Annotated in this window: 19 protein-coding genes and 1 pseudogene; 10 read left to right on the top strand and 10 right to left on the bottom strand. The window is 43.9% G+C overall.

Annotation, left to right across the window (positions count from 1 at the left end; genetic code table 11):
* Positions 1-51 precede the first annotated feature (51 nt).
* The 4 genes from mtgA to rpsF form a co-directional block, all read right to left on the bottom strand.
* Entirely contained in the window at positions 52-810 is a 759-nt protein-coding gene (gene mtgA, locus E2R66_RS01130; protein ID WP_133229685.1) for a monofunctional biosynthetic peptidoglycan transglycosylase, read from the bottom strand.
* Between the two features lie 195 nt (positions 811-1,005).
* Positions 1,006-1,449, bottom strand: coding sequence for a 50S ribosomal protein L9 (rplI, locus tag E2R66_RS01135; RefSeq protein ID WP_133229683.1), 444 nt, complete (start codon positions 1,447-1,449; stop codon positions 1,006-1,008).
* A gap of 16 nt (positions 1,450-1,465) precedes the next feature.
* Positions 1,466-1,729 carry a 30S ribosomal protein S18 gene (rpsR, locus tag E2R66_RS01140; protein ID WP_067054791.1) on the bottom strand — a complete coding sequence of 88 codons (264 nt, stop codon included), beginning with the start codon at positions 1,727-1,729 and terminating at the stop codon, positions 1,466-1,468.
* Positions 1,729-2,094 carry a 30S ribosomal protein S6 gene (gene rpsF / locus E2R66_RS01145; RefSeq protein WP_133229681.1) on the bottom strand — a complete coding sequence of 122 codons (366 nt, stop codon included), beginning with the start codon at positions 2,092-2,094 and terminating at the stop codon, positions 1,729-1,731. The genes rpsR and rpsF overlap by 1 nt, the downstream gene beginning before the upstream one ends.
* A gap of 272 nt (positions 2,095-2,366) precedes the next feature.
* Here rpsF and E2R66_RS01150 point away from each other — a divergent pair, with 272 nt between their 5' ends.
* On the top strand, positions 2,367-2,615 hold the full coding sequence (locus tag E2R66_RS01150) for a hypothetical protein (RefSeq protein WP_133229679.1): 249 nt from the start codon (positions 2,367-2,369) through the stop codon (positions 2,613-2,615).
* A 16-nt stretch (positions 2,616-2,631) separates the two neighbouring features.
* Here E2R66_RS01150 and E2R66_RS01155 read toward each other — a convergent pair whose 3' ends face one another.
* Positions 2,632-3,768, bottom strand: coding sequence for a hypothetical protein (locus E2R66_RS01155; protein ID WP_133229677.1), 1,137 nt, complete (start codon positions 3,766-3,768; stop codon positions 2,632-2,634).
* A gap of 104 nt (positions 3,769-3,872) precedes the next feature.
* Positions 3,873-4,453 (bottom strand): annotated as a pseudogene (locus E2R66_RS01160) (Uma2 family endonuclease).
* A 119-nt stretch (positions 4,454-4,572) separates the two neighbouring features.
* Here E2R66_RS01160 and E2R66_RS01165 point away from each other — a divergent pair.
* On the top strand, positions 4,573-6,399 hold the full coding sequence (locus E2R66_RS01165; protein WP_133229675.1) for a DNA polymerase III subunit gamma/tau: 1,827 nt from the start codon (positions 4,573-4,575) through the stop codon (positions 6,397-6,399).
* A gap of 165 nt (positions 6,400-6,564) precedes the next feature.
* Here E2R66_RS01165 and E2R66_RS01170 read toward each other — a convergent pair whose 3' ends face one another.
* Entirely contained in the window at positions 6,565-6,984 is a 420-nt protein-coding gene (locus E2R66_RS01170) for a hypothetical protein (protein ID WP_133229673.1), read from the bottom strand.
* 69 nt (positions 6,985-7,053) lie between these two features.
* Positions 7,054-7,761: a hypothetical protein gene (locus E2R66_RS01175; RefSeq protein WP_133229671.1), complete on the bottom strand. Its 708-nt coding sequence runs from the start codon at positions 7,759-7,761 to the stop codon at positions 7,054-7,056.
* A gap of 296 nt (positions 7,762-8,057) precedes the next feature.
* On the opposite strand from E2R66_RS01175, the gene E2R66_RS01180 reads away from it, so the two are divergent.
* The 5 genes from E2R66_RS01180 (at position 8,058) to E2R66_RS01200 (ending at position 11,512) form a co-directional block, all read left to right on the top strand.
* Positions 8,058-9,287: an NADP-dependent isocitrate dehydrogenase gene (locus E2R66_RS01180; RefSeq protein WP_133229669.1), complete on the top strand. Its 1,230-nt coding sequence runs from the start codon at positions 8,058-8,060 to the stop codon at positions 9,285-9,287.
* A 78-nt stretch (positions 9,288-9,365) separates the two neighbouring features.
* Positions 9,366-9,581, top strand: a complete 216-nt coding sequence (locus E2R66_RS01185) for a type II toxin-antitoxin system HicB family antitoxin (protein ID WP_133229667.1) — start codon at positions 9,366-9,368, stop codon at positions 9,579-9,581.
* A complete protein-coding gene (locus E2R66_RS01190; RefSeq protein ID WP_133229665.1) occupies positions 9,581-9,769 on the top strand; it encodes a type II toxin-antitoxin system HicA family toxin in 189 nt (62 codons plus the stop codon). The genes E2R66_RS01185 and E2R66_RS01190 overlap by 1 nt, the downstream gene beginning before the upstream one ends.
* Positions 9,770-9,813: 44 nt before the next feature.
* Positions 9,814-10,509, top strand: coding sequence for a hypothetical protein (locus E2R66_RS01195; protein WP_133229663.1), 696 nt, complete (start codon positions 9,814-9,816; stop codon positions 10,507-10,509).
* 22 nt (positions 10,510-10,531) lie between these two features.
* Positions 10,532-11,512 carry a type I phosphomannose isomerase catalytic subunit gene (locus E2R66_RS01200; protein ID WP_133229661.1) on the top strand — a complete coding sequence of 327 codons (981 nt, stop codon included), beginning with the start codon at positions 10,532-10,534 and terminating at the stop codon, positions 11,510-11,512.
* Positions 11,513-11,617: 105 nt separating this feature from the next.
* On the opposite strand, the gene E2R66_RS01205 is transcribed toward E2R66_RS01200, so the two are convergent.
* Together E2R66_RS01205 and E2R66_RS01210 are read right to left on the bottom strand one after the other, a co-directional pair.
* Positions 11,618-12,052, bottom strand: coding sequence for a response regulator (locus E2R66_RS01205; protein WP_133229659.1), 435 nt, complete (start codon positions 12,050-12,052; stop codon positions 11,618-11,620).
* Positions 12,053-12,066: 14 nt separating this feature from the next.
* Positions 12,067-13,548, bottom strand: a complete 1,482-nt coding sequence (locus E2R66_RS01210; protein WP_133229657.1) for a PAS domain-containing sensor histidine kinase — start codon at positions 13,546-13,548, stop codon at positions 12,067-12,069.
* Positions 13,549-14,031: 483 nt separating this feature from the next.
* Here E2R66_RS01210 and E2R66_RS01215 point away from each other — a divergent pair, with 483 nt between their 5' ends.
* The 3 genes from E2R66_RS01215 to E2R66_RS01225 all read left to right on the top strand — a co-directional run bounded on the left by E2R66_RS01215 (position 14,032) and on the right by E2R66_RS01225 (position 18,313).
* Positions 14,032-15,105, top strand: a complete 1,074-nt coding sequence (locus E2R66_RS01215) for a glycoside hydrolase 5 family protein (protein WP_133229655.1) — start codon at positions 14,032-14,034, stop codon at positions 15,103-15,105.
* A 419-nt stretch (positions 15,106-15,524) separates the two neighbouring features.
* Positions 15,525-16,625 carry a vWA domain-containing protein gene (locus E2R66_RS01220; RefSeq protein WP_133229653.1) on the top strand — a complete coding sequence of 367 codons (1,101 nt, stop codon included), beginning with the start codon at positions 15,525-15,527 and terminating at the stop codon, positions 16,623-16,625.
* Between the two features lie 188 nt (positions 16,626-16,813).
* Positions 16,814-18,313 (top strand): sigma 54-interacting transcriptional regulator, encoded by a 1,500-nt coding sequence (locus tag E2R66_RS01225; protein WP_133229651.1) that lies wholly within the window; start codon positions 16,814-16,816, stop codon positions 18,311-18,313.
* Positions 18,314-18,315: the final 2 nt, after the last annotated feature.

Consider the following 18,315-nt stretch of genomic DNA (forward strand, 5'->3'; position numbering starts at 1 on the left):
TTTTTGAAGAAAAACACTGATTTTTCTCCGGTAATTTTGTGTAATGCCGTCTTAAAACTCCAGCGGCCCAAGCCTGCGCATGTTTTGCCTGATGAGGTATTGCCGGTGCTTTAAATATGTAGTGGGATCAGTTGCCGACCATCTGAGCGGGCTCGGGAATATCACCGCTATGGCCGCTGCCTCGCGTGCGTTGAGTTTCGCTGCCGGTTTATGAAAGTATGCCTGCGCGGCTGCTTCAATACCGTAGATACCGTCGCCCATCTCTATTACGTTTAAATACACCTCCATGATCCGCTTCTTGCTCCAGAATGCCTCTATCAGCACCGTGAACCATGCCTCCAGGCCCTTGCGTACGAACGAGCGCCCTGGGTACAGGAAAACGTTCTTAGCGGTTTGCTGGGTAATGGTGCTGCCGCCGATAAGCTTTTTACTTTTGGCGTTTTTCTGGATAGCCTTTTGTATGGCGTTAAAATCGAAGCCGTGATTTTCTAAGAAAGTCTGGTCCTCGGCGGCAACGGCAGCGCGCTTCATTGGGTCGGCAATGTCTTCAAAATCAACCCATTGTTTGTCTACTTTCCAATCTTTGCCGGCGGCTTTCTGTTCAAAACCGCGTTGTACCATTAGCCAGGTAAACGGCGGGTTTACAAAACGGAAAAGGATAACACCGAATAAGCTTAGACCTACAAATGCTATAAATAAAAGTTTTACGATGCGGAACGCCAACCGGCCAAACCCACCCCAACGTGTTTGCGGTTTGCGGAATGTAGATTTAGAAGGTTTGCTTTTTGCAGAGCGGGTATTAGGGGCCATTATGATGCAAAGCTATGAAAATTTCGGATTTCGTGATTTCGATTTCGGAATTTTACTATTTGACGATTCGGGAACGTGCCATTCGAAATGCTAAACGCTATAAAACAGAAAAGGTGTTTTGCCTAAGCAAAACACCTTTTTTTTAAATTCTAAACGCTAATTCCGAAATCGAAATTTAGAAGTCCGAAATTAAAATTACTCAGCTACTACTTCGAAAGGTACCTGAACTTTTACTTCTTTATGCAGGTTTACGTTAGCTACGTACTCGCCAATGAATTTTGGCTCCTGATCGAAAGTAATACGGCGACGATCAACTTCGAAACCTTCTTTCTTCAAGGCATCAGCTACCTGTATGGTATTGATAGCACCGAAGATTTTGCCGGTTTCGCCAGCTTTTGCACCAATGGTAAGCTTAATGCCTTCCAGGCGTGCAGCGATAGCGTCAGCGTCTTTGCGTATTTTCTCTTGTTTGAATTGAGCCTGTTTCAGGTTCTCTGCCAATACTTTACGTGCAGATTCTGTGGCTAATATGGCATAACCCTTAGGGATAAGGAAATTACGGCCATAACCTGGTTTAACGTTTACTACATCGTCTTTATCGCCCAGGTTTTTAACGTCTTGTTTTAAAATAACTTCCATTTTGTAAACCTCCCGATTATTTTAATGAGTCTGTAACGTAAGGTAATAAACCAATGTGGCGTGCACGTTTAACGGCTTGGGCCACTTTACGCTGAAATTTCAACGAAGTACCGGTTAAGCGGCGTGGTAATACTTTACCCTGATCGTTAATGAATTTCAATAAAAAGTTAGCGTCTTTGTAATCGATATACTTGATGCCGTTCTTTTTAAAACGGCAGTATTTCTTACGGTTATCCTCCACCTTTGGAGCGGTAACGTATTTAATTTGGTCGTTTGCCATTATTTGCTTTCCTCCACTTTAGCTACGGGCTTTTTGTTGAATGCGCCGCTGCGTTTTTTCTCGTTGTATGCTACTGCATGTTTATCCAGAGCAATGGTAAGGAAGCGCAAAACACGCTCATCGCGCCTTAATTCAACTTCCACTTTGTTAATTACTTCACCGGGAGCCTTGAATTCAGTTAAGTGATAGTACCCTGTAGTCTTCTTTTGAATAGGGTACGCAAGTTTCTTCAAACCCCAATTATCCTCCTGGACAATTTCGGCTCCGTTGTCAGTTAAAACTTTGCTGTATTTGGCAATAGCCTCAGCAGCTGTTTCTGTAGACAACAACGGGGTTAGAACGATCACGATTTCGTACTGTTGCATTGTTATACTTTGATTTTTAATTAAATACCCGCTATTACGGGGCTGCAAATGTAGTGAGAATAATATCGTAATGCAAGTTATATCTTAAGGTAATTTTGATGATTATTGGCCTTCCTTTCAATACGTTCCGTGTTTGCGCGGATATTAACAGGAGGTAAAGGTTATGAACATTACAGGAGGTAAAGGTTATGAACATTTGTGAACGCTTTATTACACGCCCTCAAAAAACTAATAGCCTGTTTAAGCGTATCTATGTTATAAATAATTTCATTATGGAATTTTCTGAAAGCAGATACCAACACACAGGCACATTGGGGTTTATGTATGACAGGCTTTTTTTGCAAGGCCCGATAGAAGAAGATGACGAAGTTTTAGAGGGCGACTGGTACGATGAAGAGGACGAAGACTTTGACGACCAGGTAGAAGACCGGGACGAAATGCACCAAATACGCGTTGGCGATGATGTGCGCGAACCCGACCCGGAAGATGATGACCATTTGCCGGACGACGATTTGCAATAGATTTTTTTGGCTTGATTTATCTAAACCCGCTAAACATGTTGTGGAACATTCCTTCCATCATGCTTTGCTGCACAATATCTTTTATCATGCTCACCTGATCTTTAAACCATCCTTTGGGGCGTTTTTTCGACCCCGCCAAATCTGCCTGCATGGCTGCAATTTGTTTTTCCAGAGCCTTACGTCTTGCGGCGTATTTCTGTGGACTGAATTTGCCGTTTTTGTCAATAAAGTCTGCAATGATAGCTTCGCTGGAAAAATGTATTTCGCCTATAGCGTTCGTTAGTTCACGGAGTTGTTTTTGCAGTAACTTATTGTACCTTTTTAGCATGTCGTCGGCATTTGCTTCGGCTCCTATTTCGTTGTCTTCCATGTAAGTGATATGGAGTTTTAATAAGCCAAAAAAATCGTTTTCCTGGTAGGCTTTGGTTACCAGTTTAATAATCTCGTTTTTTTCGTCCCTTATGTCGGCGTTTATTTCTAGATCCGGATGGAACTTTTTGACTAGCCCCATGTATATCTTGCGGGCATCTTTTGCAAGTTGTGCGGTTTCATCCGTTTTTTTGGCACTACCCGCTTTCTGTTTTTTCTGCGTGCTGTGTTCTTCTTCGGCATCTGAAAAATCGCGCTGACGGTTGTTTAAGCTTTCGAAAATTTGATCGCGGTATTGTTCGAAATAGGCTGTTTGTCCTTTTTCTAATATTTCCTTTGGATCCACCTCAAAGCCAAGTATCTCGCTTAACGAGTTAGCCATCGCTATAACGTCTTCGTCTTCAGCTACATCGTCTATAGAAACGTTCGCGTATTTTTCATATAGTTTCGACAACAGGGTGTCCTCGTGGCCAAAAATATCAAGCAATTCTTCCAATTCATCGGCCATGTAAGGTTCAATCCATTCGCGGTTAATCTTGCCTATGCCAATTTCCAAGGCAAGCTCGTCCAGTCGTATAATGTAATCTCGCTTAAGTAAGTGGCTCTGTTTTATTAGCGGTGAAAGTTCGGTATTCACTTTGCTGAAGGCCTTGTGCAAAGCTTCTTCTAAATTTATTTTGAATTGCTTTTGCCGCTCAATATCGGCCAGAAGTTTTTCGTATTTTATGTAAGTTTTAGACCGCTTGGTACTGGTTTGGGTTTTGGGAGCGACAACAGGTTTCATTAAAATAGGAGGATGGTGTTTATGACAAAAGTAACGTTGTTTTAATATACTTATAGATAAGAATTTGCTTCGAATTATTTAGTGTTATCAGTCAGTGGTTTAAATTAAACTTCGGCAAAAACCTCATCAAGCGTTAAAACAAAACCCGGCAATATCGGCGTTGTTATCTCATCGCCTATTGTGAGTAGTCTTGATGCCTGATATTTACCGTCGACAAGGCTATATTTCAGAAATGTTTTTTCTTCTGGATGGATAATCCAATATTCAGATACCCCGCTTCTTCATACACTTCATATTTATTTTGGAGTTCTTTTTTGTTATTGCCCGGGGATAGTATCTCAACCATAATATCCGGGGCACCCAAGCATCCGCGGATATCTATTTTCGCAGGGTCGCAAACCACGCAAACATCGGGCTGAACCACGGTGGTAATATCCTTATTATCTGAAAAGCGTTTCTTCAATCGAACGTCAAAAGGTGCTGAAAAAACTTTGCACGGTTTGCCTTTTAAGTGATTGTATAAGGAATTAAATACCGCACCAAAAATAATTTGATGTACAGAACCTGGCGCAGGGCTCATTTTAAATATTTTACCCTTAATCAGTTCCAATCGCTCATCAAACGTCCACTTAAGGTAGTCGGCGTAGGTATAAGTTTTGTTGATATCTAAATCGGATAGCTGCATCTCGTTGGCAAATGTTATTTTCAAAGATAAGCGTTTGAAAACAAATACTCCACCGGCCGCACCTGTAGAAAGTGAATTTCTCTGTTTTTTAATGCCCAATTCTTGCTACCTTTATACCTGTGGATAATTTTATTGTTTCGGCACGCAAATACCGCCCGGCTACGTTTGAAACGGTTGTTGGTCAGCAACATATAACCAATACACTCAAAAACGCCATCAAGAATAATCAGCTGGCGCAGGCATTTTTGTTCTGTGGGCCAAGGGGTGTGGGCAAAACTACCTGTGCGCGTATCCTGGCCAAAACCATCAACTGCACCAACCTGCAGCCCAATGGCGAGGCCTGCGGTACCTGCGATAGCTGCCGGGCTTTTACCAACGGTAACTCCTTTAACGTTCATGAACTGGATGCCGCATCAAACAACTCGGTTGATGATATCCGCAGTTTGATAGAGCAGGTGCGTATACCGCCCCAAGCTGCCAGGTATAAGGTATATATTATAGATGAGGTGCACATGCTTTCGCAGGCTGCGTTCAACGCTTTCCTGAAAACGCTGGAAGAACCACCTAATTACGCTATATTTATATTAGCCACTACCGAGAAGCATAAGATACTGCCCACCATTCTTTCGCGCTGCCAAATATTCGATTTTAACCGTATCAGGGTAGAGGATATGGCCGGTCATCTGGCTAATATTGCCCAAAAAGAAAGCATCAGCTACGAAAACGACGGCTTGCACATTATCGCTCAAAAGGCCGATGGCGGCTTGCGGGATGCGCTCTCCATGTTCGATCAAATCGTGAGCTTCAGCGGCGGCAACGTTACCTATCGCTCAGTTATTGATAACCTCAACATACTTGATTATGATTACTACTTTAGCATAACCGATAGGCTACTAGGCGAGGATAATGCTCAAACGTTGCTGCTGTTTGACGAAATATTATCTAAAGGATTTGATGGTGCCCATTTTATATCCGGCCTTTCCGAGCATTTCCGTAATCTATTGGTAGGCAAGGATACCTCTACTATCAAACTGCTTGAGGTGAGTGAGACGATAAAGGCGCGTTATCTGCAGCAATCGCAGGCGGCATCTGTGTCTTTCCTGCTCTCGGCCATGAATATTGCCAACCAGTGTGATATAGCTTATAAACAAAGTAAAAACCAACGCTTGCAGGTAGAACTGGCGTTGTTGAAGATGTGCCACCTGCTCTCGGTATTTAGCCTGGCCACCGCGCCGATGCCACAGACAGTAGCTGCCCCGCAAGGGGAGCTAAAAAAAAAACCTGATACAGTAACAAAAAACGATACTTTACCGCCTGCAAACACCGATGAGGTGCCTTTGCTACGCAATAACTCCGCTGTATTTAACCGTACGCCGCCGCAGGAAACTGCTAAGCCAGCATTTACCGCTGCACCTGAAGAACCTGTAACGCTGGCCGGAAAACCTAAGATGTCTTTGATGGCCAATTTGCAATCGGGCGGTACAACCACCAAAATACCCAATTTCAGAGAGTTGGGTAAACAGGTAGAAGAGGCACTGGCGATAGAAGAAGACCCTTACTTAAAAGGCGAGGACAAAGAACCCTTTACCATCGACGAGTTCTTGCAGCTATGGACTAACCATGGCGCGAAGCTGAAAGCGGAGGGTAAATCGGCCAGTTTGTATAATATTTTTACATCCGTCACCCCCAGGGTGCTTTCGCCCGGCAATTTTGAGGTGCTTGTATCCAATAAAGTACAGGAAAAGGATTTTAGGGAAGAACGACCCAACTTGCTTAATTTTTTGCGCACCACGCTGCGCAACTTTGATATAGAGGTAAACGCCCGTGTAGAAGAAACAACCGTAGTGCGCAAACCTTACACCTCGCTGGAGAAATTTCAGCACATGGCTGCCAAAAACCCTCAGCTAATTGATTTGAAGAACAAATTTAATTTAGACTTTGATTAGATTGACACGAATTCCACGAACTGAATTTACCAATTACCAGCAGTTAGCATATATAACAAAAGGGATGGCTCATCAGAACCATCCCTTTTGTTATATATATTAGATTTTTGAATTGGCAATTTTTGAACAATTCCAACCTTTATAGCTTCTCCAACTTTCCCCTGCCTACTTATCGTTCTTAGGGTAACCTTCTTCGTCGAGGTCGTCGCGGTCATCTTCGGGGGTATGGGCAAGCTTGGTATCTAGCGGGCTAAGTTCTACTATTTTGCCGCTATCTATATGCATACCAAGGCTATCGGCATCCGTCTCTATAGATCGTACGGCATCATACTCACCCTTGGTATCGTAAGGGTTTGCCTCATCGTAGCTGGAGTTGATATCGTCGCCGTTTTTAACGGCTGTGTCGTAAGGGTCTGGGTGGTCGTAATCCGGGTCGTCGCCTTTTACATCGTATTCAAAGCTGTCTTCCGCTTCGTTAAAATTAAGGTCGTCGCTATCGGCGGTATCCTCTGCGTTGTTCTCCAGATCGTCTTCCCTGTATTCAGGGTCAGTTTTTAATCCGTTGTTCTCGTTGTTGGGTATCATAGGTTTCTGTTTTGTACATTATTATACACTAAAAACCCTGCCAAAAAGCCATTGATTACAAAGCAGGGATTAATAACGTATCTGTTTGCGGTATGAAGTAACGCCGCCTAAGGCAAATTTAAATGATACGCTGTATTGTATTAGTAAATCTTTGCCCGTGCCGGCGGCAAAGCCGTCCATATTGTCGCCAAAATCGTGTATGTACGATGCGCCAAGGTCAATCTTAAACGAAGGCTCGTTATATTGGTTAAAGAATTTAAGTTCGTAGCCTAACCTCAATGGCAACAGCAGTTCGTTGCTTTTATCCAGGCCATCGGTAAAAAAACCTGGCGTGATTTCGGATACGCGGTTGACAGCCTTAATATCGTTGATGATATAACCCAGCCCGCCCGATATGTAAAGGTTTTTAATTGCGTTCATAAAACCGCTGCGCGAATAATCTATCAATTCGCCGGCTTGTAATTGTCCCCTGAATAAAAAAGCAGTGTAGCTATTTTTGAAATACCTACCCGATTTTGTTTGTATATCGCCTCCCTCTAAGTTGCCTGACTGTATCTCTACAATATAATTTACAAACGGTGTAGCATTGTAGGTAAAGCCAACATTTATGCCCGCTTTGTTCTTAATGGTTTCGGCATCGCCATAAACCTTATTGAGCGAGCCACCCAAGCCAAAATCGTATTGGGCATAATCGTAGCCAATTTGAGCTTTAGATATTAGCGCGAAAGAGGTTAATAAAAGCGTAAAAAATGTTGGTTTGAAAAGCAACTTCATCATAATATAACAGCAGTGCTAAGGTAAAATAGCGGATAATAAATTTTTTATAAAATTAGCGGCTGCAATTTAAATGGCAACGCTGCCACCAAATTAATTGCCGCTGTTAAAATACGCTATTTATTTTATTGTTTGCTTATAGGGAAAACGAATTTTTACCGCAGGCAATTGCGAATAATTTAACCGAGGCTCCTACATACCCCGTATTTTTTAAAATTATGGCGGTATTGTGAAAATTTACAAATAAAATTTTATGTAAGTTTGAAACCGTTAAATCAAAATAATAACCATAGTAAGGTATGTCTAAAATTAAAGTACAAAACCCGGTAGTTGAGCTGGATGGTGATGAAATGACACGCATCATCTGGAAATTCATAAAAGATAAATTGATTATCCCTTATCTGGATGTGGATATAAAATACTACGATCTGGGTATCGAGTATCGCGACGAGACAGATGACCAGGTTACCATTGATGCCGCAAACGCCATTAAACAATATGGTGTAGGCATAAAATGCGCAACCATTACCCCCGATGAAGACCGGGTAAAAGAGTTTGGCCTTAAACAGATGTGGAAATCGCCTAACGGCACTATCCGTAATATATTAGATGGTACCGTTTTCCGCGAGCCTATTGTGATGAGCAACGTGCCACGTTTGGTGCCTAACTGGACTGCCCCAATATGCATTGGCCGCCACGCATTTGGCGATCAGTACCGCGCTACAGATTTTGTTACCAAAGGTAAAGGGAAGCTTACTGTTAAGTTTACGCCAGAGGATGGCAGTCCCGAGCAATCGTTCGAGGTGTTTAACTTCAAAGGCGATGGCGTGGCTTTAACCATGTACAACACCGATGAATCTATCATCGGCTTTGCCCACGCTTGCTTTAACCAAGCGCTAATGAAAGGCTGGCCTTTATACCTGTCTACCAAAAACACCATCCTGAAAAAATACGATGGCCGTTTCAAAGATATCTTCGAAGAGATCTACCAGGCAGATTACAAAACCAAATTTACCGAAGCAGGCATTACTTACGAGCACCGCCTTATCGATGACATGGTTGCATCGGCCCTTAAATGGCACGGTAACTTTGTATGGGCGTGTAAAAACTACGATGGCGACGTACAATCAGATACCGTTGCGCAAGGTTTCGGTTCATTAGGTTTGATGACGTCTACCTTGGTTACTCCTGACGGCACCGTGATGGAAGCAGAAGCTGCACACGGTACCGTAACCCGCCACTACCGCGAGCACCAGGCTGGTCGCCCAACATCTACCAACCCAATTGCCTCTATTTTTGCATGGACACGTGGTTTAGAGTTTCGCGGTATATTGGACAGCAATCAGGAACTGATAGATTTCTGTAAAGCCTTAGAAGCAGTTTGTATTGAAACCGTAGAAAGCGGCAAAATGACCAAGGATTTGGCTATCACTATAAAACCAAAGGTTGAACACGGTACCGATTACCTGTACACCGAAGAGTTTTTGGAAGCCATTGACGAGAACTTGAAAAAGAAGCTGGCTAAATAATCAGTCGCTTTTAATATTTGGAAGCCCATCCTTGAAAAAAGGGTGGGCTTTTTTGTTTGTAAATTTTTATATTTGATTATGAAGTTTACAGCGATTATTGAGCAGGGCGAAAACGGATGGTATGTTGGCCAGATAGAGGAGGTACCGGCTGCTATTTCTCAGGGCAAAACGTTAGAAGAGCTGAGGGATAATTTATTAGATGCCCTAAGGCTTATCATGGACACGAATAAGGAAATTACTGAAAAAGAGTATATAGGTAAAAAGGTAATTATAGAAGAACTCGAACTAACCTGATGAAGCGTTCTGCTTTAATAAAGCACCTTGAAAGGAACGGCTGCTATGTGTTACGCGAAGGTGGTAACCACACTATTTATATCAATCCTGCTAATCAGAAACAATCAGCTGTTGGCAGGCATACCGAACTAGATAATCTACTTTGTAAAAAGGTTTGCAAACAGTTAGAAATTCTGGCGATGCCTTAATCTGTAACTTGTAACCTCCGCACCACTTCCCGCGTCTCACCGCCATGAAAATTCCTTTTACCTGGCAATATTGCCTCGCCTTTATGGCCTTTGTTTTTGTGTTCGGGCAACTGCATGAAACGGCCCATTTAACTGCTGCCTATTTTGTTTGTGGCCAGCCAGGTATCCAACGCGATTTTAATTTATGGACCTTGAGCGTAGGGTGCGAAAACTCTACTTACGCATATGTGCCTACTATATTTGGTCCTGTGTTTAGTTATGTATGCATGTGGATAGGATTTTTTATGTTACGTACTGATAACAAAAGGCTTTGGCCGGCCGCGTTCTTATTGGTGGTAGGTAACGTAGCGTTTGCCCGCGTGCTTACCGCGGCACTTGGCGGCGGCGATGAAACTACAGTATTAAAGGCGCTGCTTGCAGTCCAGCCTATTTGGTTTATTAAGGCGCTTGGTTTTGTACTGGTTTTCTCTCTTGCTTTTCCGCCGTTATACATGGTTTATAAAAGGCTGGCTAACAAACATCGCGTTGGGGTTTTAGCGGCATTTTGCGTTTTGCCTTTAATTATCATGATGCTGTATGAATTTATTTTGTTGGGTAAGGTAATTGAAGCCGGAGTGCTCCCTCAGGCCCACTTTTTAGGAATAGCAGATTTTATTTACGTCCACACGGCCTTAATGGCGGTAGTGGTATTCATTTTTAGAAAAACGTTATTTGGGGCTTCATCAAAATCTTTAACTTAGCCGCCACTAACAAAGCATACCCATGTCAGCATTATATCCGCTAAAATTCAAAACCATCTACAAAGACAAAATTTGGGGTGGCCACAAAATACAAACCTATCTGCATAAAGATATCGGCGATCTGCCCAATTGCGGCGAAACCTGGGAAATATCGGGCGTAAAGTCCGATGTATCTGTAGTAGATGGCGGTGCGCTGGAAGGCCAATCGCTGGCCACTTTGCTGGAGCAATACCAGGGCCAGTTGGTGGGCGATAAGGTGTATGCGCATTTCGGCAACATCTTCCCGCTGCTGGTTAAGTTTATTGATGCCAACGATGACCTGAGCGTGCAGGTGCACCCTAACGACGAATTGGCCAAAGAACGCCACAACTCTTTCGGTAAAACCGAGATGTGGTACGTGATAGAGGCCGACCCGGGCAGTACGCTCATCACCGGCTTTAACCGCGAAATGACCGAACAGGAATATGTGGATGCCTTAAACGGCGGCCACATTATGGATATATTGAACAAGGAAAATGTTGCCGCCGGCGATGTTTACTTTTTGCCTGCAGGGCGCGTGCATACTATTGGCAAAGGCCTGTTGATAGCCGAAATACAGCAAACATCTGATATCACCTATCGTATTTACGATTTTGATAGAGTTGATGATCGGGGTAACAAACGCGAACTGCACACGCAGGAAGCCTTAGCAGCCATAGACTATAAGCATTACGATGAGTACAAAACGCTTTACACCCCACAGATAGACGAAACCGTACACGTTGTTAGCTGCCCGTACTTCACTACCAATATTATGGATTTTACCGAGGGGGTAACCAAAGATTACTCCTTCCTCGATTCATTCGTGATACACGTTTGCGTGGCAGGCGAATACACCATTACGCACGATGGAGCCGCATACCCTGTAAAGATGGGCGAATGCATACTGTTACCAAAAACTATAGAGAGGGTAGAACTTGCCACCACCACTGGTTTTAAGATACTGGAAAGCTACATCGAATAAACTGGCTCACTAGCAAGCGCCTGCGCGCTTTCTTTGCATAACTTTACCAAGACGCGCTAAATCCGCGTCTTTTTTTTGTTCGGGCGGGGGCATGCCCGAAACAAGTTAGTTTAAGCCGCCAAAACCCGGCCTGGGCTGGTAAGAGTTGATGATATCTGCAACGTGCGATTCGCTTATTGGTTTGAGGATATAATCTTTTATTACCGGATTATTTTTGGCTCGGTTAATATCTTTAATGTCTACCGATGAGCTTATTGCGTATACGGATATTTTTTTCCCGAAGAGGGGCTTTATTTCCTCGAAGTTTTGAGTGAACTCCCAGCCATCCATTACCGGCATATTGATATCTACAAATATCACGTCAGGCAGGTTGCCGGCGTAGTTTGGATTTTTTAGGTACTCTATAGCCTCTTTACCGTTGCTAAAATTAAGAATGTGGGCAAAAACGCCCTTTATCTCTATGAATTTTTTGAAGCCGTAAATGAAAATATCATCATCATCAATTATACAGGCTGTCACCATTTGTCGTTCAAAAATCATTAATTATATAAGTTTTATATCAGCTTCATTGTAAATTTTGTGCCAACATTTACGGTGCTGTCTATGTCTATGGTGCCGCCGAGGGCCTCAATCTGGTTACGGGTAATAAAAAGGCCGATGCCTTTGGCATCTTTATTTTGATGGAAGGTGCGGTACATGCCAAACAGCTGGTCGCCATATCGTTTAAGGTCAATCCCAATCCCGTTATCTTCAAATATCAGGTAAGTGTGTTTATCGTCTCTTTGTGTGTAGCAGTTTACTACAGGGGGGCGGTCGGGATGTTTGTATTTAATGGCGTTTGTAAGCAGGTTCTGGAAAATGCTTTCCAGATAAGCAGGTATATAATTCACCTGCGGTGCATCGCTGAAATCAGCGTTTATTTGTGCAGCTGTGGCATCAATATTGGCTCTTAATATGGCTTTAACGTTATCAAAGATGGTACGGAAGGTTACCAATTTACGCTCCTTGCCAATTTCAGATTGTATCTTCACTATCTCATCCAGATGGCCCATAGTGGCGCTTAGGCTATCACTGATGGTTTTGATGTGCGAAAAAATCTCCTGCTTATCGTTCTCCAGTTTGGTTTCTTCGAACAGGTTCACCATAAACTTCAGGTTGCCGGCATGCGAGCGCAGGTTATGCGATACAATGTAGGCGAAGTTCTGCAGCCGTTTGTTTTGGTCATCCAACAGGTTAATGGATGATTGCATGCTGAGCCCGCTTTTTTTGATAATGTCTATATCCTGAAATATTCCCCTTATCGCAATGCAATTGCCATAATTATCAATAATAGGTAAGCCTTTGGTTCGCACCCAAATAACATTGTTTTTGGCTGATTTGAAAAGCACTTCTAAATCGAAAGGCTTGCTTAGGTTAATGGCATCTTCAACAGCTTTGGTAACTACAGGGCGGTACTGTGGTTCAATGAAACTTATGGCTTCTTCTATGTCTAATTGAACGTCGCCATAAAGCTCATAGATATTGTATATCTCACGCGATAGATGCAGGGTCATGGAGGGTGCGTCTATCTCCCAGCCACCTACACGCGCAATACGACCGGTTTCCGAGCACATGAATTCGGCTTGTGCTGCCTTAAATTCTGCAATTTTATAGTTGTTGATGTTATTAAGCACGCCGTACACAAACTGACCGTCGCCATCATCATGTTTCAAGGCCGAGGTTTCGAACCATTGGTAGCCCCCTGCTTTGGTGAGCAACCGGATATGTGCAATAGGGGTAGCGCCGGGGCCTGTGTAATGAGTCGCCTTTAAAAAGGTTTGCTTATCGTGGTAGTAAAGGAGATTTTCGAAGAAGTTGTGGTACGAGCATTCGATTTCGCCGGGGGCGTATCCCAAAATAGCGTAGAACCCGTCAGACCATTTTGCTTTTTTGGTAACGGTGTTATACTCCCATACGCCGGTATTAATATTATTTATTAAACGCGCCAGATGAGCGGGGTTTTCTCCAAAGAAATTATGATGCTCAAAAAAACTCATCTGTACTTAGTTCTCTGTTCTGTTAAAATCAATAGCGTCAATACGAATAAACATGCCCAAAAAAGTCCCTTATTAACCTATACAACTCCGCATTGTTGCAATATTTTTATGGAATATAGCTTTACTTTAATTGGCACGATACTTAAAGGGCTGCTAAATTATCAATTATATCATAATTTATAAGCCTTATTGTTAGCATTATAGCATTAAAAACAAACATACTTTAAAAAGTATGTAAGGGGCTTATACGGCGAAAAGTGATAAGGGTTGTAATTATTATTTGGCTATATATGCGACAGTGCATTGCTCAACGGTTGATTTACCGCATAATTATTAACCGACTTAAAAAGCAGCAGCACACACGCAATAGCAGCGGGCCGCTGCGTTTTAATTCGCGCATTTGTATCGATTTTAAAAATGAGACTATAATGCTAAGTTAACCCTCAACTAAAGCTATATATTTATCGCTGCCAATTATATTTTATGAAAAAGACACACTATGCATTTCTTTCGGCGATAATTATTGCCGCAATTACTTCTGCTACTGCTTTCGCGCAAAAAGCACCCGCCGGCAAAATATGGGCACCTGCTAAGGCCAATGCCTGGTATGCGCAGCACAAGTGGATGAGCGGCAGCGATTTTATCCCCAGCACGGCTATCAATCAGTTGGAAATGTGGCAGGCCGATACCTTCGATGCGGCTACCATAGATAGGGAACTTGGCTATGCCGAAGGCCTTGGCTTCAACACCATGCGGGTATTTTTGCACAGCCTCGCCTGGAAGCAGGATAAACCCGGTTTTAAAAAGCGAATGGATCAGTACCTGGCCATTGCCAGTAAGCACCACATACAAACCATGTTTGTGTTTTTTGACGATTGCTGGAACGCTGATGCCAAAATTGGCAAGCAGCCTGCCCCAAAAACAGGGGTCCACAATTCCGGATGGTTGCAGGACCCAGGTAACCGGATTAAAGACGCAGGCATATTCCCCGAACTGGAAGCCTACGTAAAAGACGTACTGACCACCTTTAAACACGATAAGCGCATACTGCTTTGGGATTTATTCAATGAGCCCGGCAACTCTGGCAAGCGCGAAGCCTCGATGCCTTTGCTTGTGAAAGTGTTTGCCTGGGCCCGTGAGGTTAACCCCGACCAGCCCATATCTGCCGGATTGTGGGATTGGAGCTACGAGAAGCTGAACGCCTACCAGGCCCTGAACTCGGATGTGATTACCTACCACGATTATAGCGACGAGAACTCGCACCTTAAAACGATACAGTTGCTGAAAAGTCACGGCAAGCCCCTTATTTGTACCGAATACATGGCGCGTACGCGGGGTAGCAAATTTGCCAACGTAATGCCTATGCTGAAAAAGCAGAATGTAGGCGCGCTGAACTGGGGCTTTGTGATGGGTAAAACCAACACCATATACGCCTGGGATAACCCTATCCCGGATGGTAGCGAGCCGAAAGAATGGTTTCACGATATCTTTAGGAAAGATGGCACGCCTTACCGCCAGGAAGAGGTTGACCTTATTAAAAAACTGAACGGAAAATAGGCTGTGATGCATAGTTATTGGGTTGCTTTTGGGGCAGCGTGTTTTGTCCGGTTTTTATTTTATAGAAATTCGGAAAATCACGCAGCGCAAAAGCAGGCTTAAAGTTTCTCCATAGAAGTCCTTCGGACAAAAAACTTTCGAGAATCTGCTTTTTTTTCGCTTCTTATGATCCTTTTTTTACTTTTCGGGCATTTTTTGGGCTGTTTCATAAAAGCCTTAAGAATGCCCTTAATTTTAATAAATAGCTTGCTTTCAGTGAGAGAGCGTTTTTCGGCTCATTATGCCTGCACATCATCAGTGTGGCATTACACTTACCAACATGTGTTTGTCATATCAGCATAACAATTGAGTTTAAATGCCTGTTCACCCAAACTTTTGAATGAAATAATCCGTTACTTTATGCTAAGAAAGGGTACAACATGCGCGGTTACGGATTTACGAAGTTCACACCCAACCAAATCCCCAAAGGCGGATTTGAAGAATTACTGAAGTTATTTTTAGAGTTGCTTAACTATACCGCAGGTGATGCCGGCGAAGCTTTGGCCTGGCTTAACGAGCTCGACAAGCAATACAACCTCACCAACGATGAGTATGGCATGGGCGATTTCATTGACGAGCTGAAGCAAAAAGGCTATCTGAATGAGGACAACCAGAGCGGCGATTTCAACATCACCGCCAAAACAGAGCAAAGCATCAGGCAATCGGCCCTGGAAGAAATCTTCGGAAAGCTGAAGAAATCGGGCAAGGGCAACCACCGCTCTCCGCAAAGCGGGCAGGGCGATGAAAAAAACGCTGAGCGCCGCGAATTTGAGTTTGGCGACAGTTTGGACCAGATAGACATGACGCAGTCTATCCAGAATGCGCAGGTAAACCACGGCATCGGTAGCGATTTCATGATGACCGAGCGAGATCTGGAAGTGGAGGAGATGGACTATAAAACCCTTACCTCTACGGTGCTGATGATCGATATTTCGCACTCGATGATCTTGTACGGCGAGGACCGTATTACCCCGGCAAAAAAGGTAGCGATGGCCCTGGCCGAGCTTATCCGCACCAAATATCCCAAGGATACTCTAGACATTGTGGTGTTCGGCAATGATGCCTGGCCCATTACCTTGCAGGATTTGCCTTACTTACAAGTTGGCCCCTACCATACCAACACCTACGCCGGGCTGGAACTGGCCACCGATATGCTTCGCCGCCGTAAAACGAGCAACAAGCAGATTTTTATGATAACCGATGGCAAGCCTACCTGCTTAAAGGAAGGCACCAAATATTATAAAAACAGCATCGGGCTGGATAGGAAAGTAGTGAACAAAACGCTGAACATGGCGGCGCAATGCAAGAGGCTCAAAATACCGATCACCACGTTTATGATAGCCAAGGACCCTTACCTGCAACAGTTTGTGCGTAAGTTTACCGAAACTAACGGCGGCAAAGCTTTCTACAGCTCGCTGAACAATTTAGGCGAATACATTTTTGAGGATTACGCGAAGAACAGAAGGAAGAACGTACGTTAGGCGCGAGCCCCCCAACCCCCTGAAGGGGGAGTTTTTGAGAAGCAGCGCTGCAAGAATCAGGATAAAAGAAATAAATAAAAGCCATCGGTGAAATCATTTTAATCAATGTAATCGGTGATATAAAAAATAATCGGTGTTATCGGTGAAATCAATTAAATCGGTGCAATCGGTGACAATAAAAAAGAAGCATGAGTAAAAAAGATATAACAACACTTGGTCAGCTTAAGCAAACGGGCTATGTGAGCCGGTCGGTAAAAGATGAGTTGCGGGCTAACCTGATTACCCAATTACAAAATAAAGAAGGCGGTTTTGAAGGTATCGTTGGTTTTGAGGATACCGTTATCCCCGATCTGCAGACGGCTATCCTCTCTCGCCATAACATATTGCTGCTGGGTTTGCGTGGGCAGGCAAAAACGCGTATTGCGCGGTTGTTGGTGAACCTTTTGGATGAGTACGTGCCTTATATAGCAGGCTCCGAATTGTTCGACGATCCATTGGCGCCTATCAGTTGGTATGGTCACAACACCATCGAAGCCCATGGCGATGATACCCCTATTGCCTGGGTACACCGCAGCGAACGCTATACCGAAAAGCTGGCTACGCCGGATGTTACCGTTGCTGATTTAATTGGCGATGTTGACCCGATAAAGGCTGCCACTATGAAGCTGACTTACTCGGATGAGCGCGTTATCCACTTTGGTTTGATACCGCGTGCGCACCGTGGCATCTTCGTGATAAACGAATTGCCCGATTTGCAAGCACGCATCCAGGTATCGCTGTTCAATATTTTGCAGGAGCGGGATATACAGATACGTGGCTTTAAGCTGCGCCTACCTTTGGATTTGCAATTCGTATTCACTGCTAACCCCGAAGATTATACCAATCGTGGTTCCATCGTTACGCCGCTCAAGGACCGTATAGAGAGCCAGATACTCACCCACTACCCGCGCACGGTAGAAATATCGCGGAAGATAACCCAGCAGGAAGCTATGCTCACTAAAGAGCAGCGCAGCAATATCGAAGCTGATGGTTTAGTAAAGGATTTGGTAGAGCAGATTGCATTTGAGGCACGCGCATCAGAATACATCGATAAAAAATCGGGCGTATCCGCACGTTTAACGATATCGGCTTACGAAAACCTCATCAGCAACGCCGAGCGCAGGATGATTATCAATGGGGAAAAATCAACCTTCGTACGCATCTCCGATTTCCTGGGCGTTATCCCCGCCATCACCGGTAAAATAGAACTGGTTTACGAAGGCGAGCTTGAAGGCCCGGGGAAAGTGGCTAATATCCTGATTGGTAAAGCCATCAAAACCCTATTGCTGCAGTTCTTCCCCGATCCGGAGAAAGCCAAGAAAGCAAAAGCACCCAACCCCTATGCCGAAATCATCAATTGGTTTGGCGATGGCAACAGCATAGCCCTGGTAGATGGCCTACCCGCGCAGGAATACAAAAAATTACTGAACGCTGTACCGGGCCTAAAGGAAATCGTGAAGAAATTCCACCCGCGTTTAAGCGAGAACCAATCATTACTGTTACAGGAGTTTATACTGCATGGGCTGGCTGAGTTTTCGCAACTGAACAAGGGATTTTTAGATAATGGCTTTGCTTTCTCGGATATGTTCAATAGCTTGTTTAACTTACAGCCCGACGACGATATGGATATCGACGACGACCGCTACTAACA

The organism is Mucilaginibacter psychrotolerans (assembly GCF_004519315.1).
Classification (GTDB): Bacteria; Bacteroidota; Bacteroidia; order Sphingobacteriales; family Sphingobacteriaceae; genus Mucilaginibacter; species Mucilaginibacter psychrotolerans.